2 protein-coding genes are annotated in these 1,827 nt (G+C 50.8%); both read right to left on the bottom strand.

Features of this window, described 5'->3' with window-relative positions; translation table 11 throughout:
• A partial coding sequence (locus tag PX636_RS00860) for an AAA ATPase domain-containing protein (RefSeq protein WP_502882835.1) occupies positions 1–1,003 on the bottom strand: 1,003 nt, incomplete at its 3' end.
• A 117-nt stretch (positions 1,004–1,120) separates the two neighbouring features.
• Positions 1,121–1,827: Light dependent period protein LdpA domain-containing protein (locus tag PX636_RS00855; RefSeq protein ID WP_288115920.1), on the bottom strand; the 707-nt coding region annotated here is incomplete at its 5' end.

Here is a 1,827-nt window from a genome sequence, read left to right as displayed (position 1 = left end):
CTTTCCCCTCCTCGTCCACCCAACGGATTTGGGCAATTGCTTCCCGTCCCCGCAGCAGTTGGTCGATAGTGGTAGATACGTCTTCGTGGATGACCCAGCGCTGACGTTCCAACATTTCGATGGCAATCTCAAAGGTGGGGGGTGCTTTGCGTTCTAAAACGGTCTTCTGAGAACCCCGGCGGCGCGCTTCTTCGTCTCCGAGAGTTACTGCCTGAATTCCCCCGACTAAATCCGATAAAGTCGGGTTTTTAATTAAATTTTCCAGTTGATTGCCGTGGGCGGTTCCCACTAACTGCACCCCGCGTTCGGCGATCGTGCGAGCGGCCAGAGCTTCTAATTCCGTACCGATCTCATCGATCACGATCACCTCCGGCATATGGTTTTCCACTGCTTCGATCATGACTTGATGCTGCAATTCCGGACGGGCCACCTGCATCCGACGAGCGCGACCGATGGCCGGATGGGGAATATCTCCATCCCCGGCGATTTCGTTGGAGGTGTCGATAATCACTACCCGTTTATTGAGGTCGTCGGCTAAAACTCGGGCTATTTCCCGGAGAGCGGTGGTTTTCCCTACCCCCGGACGACCGAGCAGCAGCAGGGATTTACCCGTTTCCACTAGGTCGTTAATCAGGGTGATCGTACCGAAAACGGCCCGACCGATACGACAGGTTAAACCGATAATTTCCCCGTCTCGATTGCGAATGGCACTGATGCGGTGCAGGGTGCGTTCAATCCCGGCGCGATTATCGCCGCTAAAACTGCCCACCCGGGCGATCGAATACTGGATTTCTTCTTTTGAGATCGGTTCGTCCCCCAGATCGATCGCCCCATCGGGAAAACGCGCTTCTGGTATGCGTCCCAAATCCATAACTACTTCGATCAGTTGATGCTGCCGCGGGTGTTCCTCGATTTTGCCGCGAATCCGCGCGGGTAGAATTGCCAAGAGTTTGTTTAAATCGTCGGTCACTGGCATCCGAGAGGAGGGTAGGGTTTCTGGCATTAATAGTAAAAGGTTTTGGCGATAATTGGCTGTTTTTATTGCCAAGATTTTCTTGGGGTCTAACACATTTAGGGGTTAGTTGTCAATTTAAAAAATATTATAGTTTTTTGACCAAGGCTAGGCCTTCAATTGAGCAACGAGAATAGAAGCGGCTTTAACGGCTTCTTGGTGGGCTTGGGGGTCATTTTCAAGGTTAGGCTGGTCTAAATGCTCTAAAATTGGCAAAATCAATGAACGGGCGTAACTTCCATAGGCAATACCAGCGATTTTTTCTCTCAGTCCCAGTTGCTGTAATTTGGTCACGGTATGGTCATTGGTTCCCCCAGCTAACTGCACAAATCCGGCTAGATTGGCACAGAGGACTTTTTTGGCCATGTTAATGGCCGGGTGGGTGGTTCCTTTGCCGATATCGCCGCTCATCGGTCGGCCGTCAGTCTGCCAAATCAGAGGACAGCTTAGGGGTGAAATAGTTTCTCGCAGATAGTGGAGGTAATCAATGATATATTCATGATCTTGGCAACTTATGGCGAGGATTTTTAGGTTTTTACTGACAGGTGCGATCGCTTGCCAGAGTCGAGCAAATTCCTCTCCATGACCGACTTGGGTATGAATTTCGATCGCATCGACTCCCATTTCGATAATTAAGGGGATAATTTCTTGGGGTTGACAGACACGGGATTTTGTCTCGATTATTTGCCGGGGACAAACGGGTAAGCAGCGACCGCAACCATAACAGCGCTGCTCAATCACTCCTCCCCTATCGATAGCATAAGCGGGACAGATTTTTTCGCAGGGACGGGGACAATCGACCGGACAGAGTTGCG

The sequence above is a fragment of the Microcystis sp. M53598_WE2 genome (assembly GCF_030067735.1).
In the GTDB taxonomy this organism is placed as follows: Bacteria; Cyanobacteriota; Cyanobacteriia; order Cyanobacteriales; family Microcystaceae; genus Microcystis; species Microcystis aeruginosa.
The sequence above is the reverse complement of the archived record's forward strand: the minus strand, read 5'-3'. Positions and strand labels throughout refer to the sequence as shown.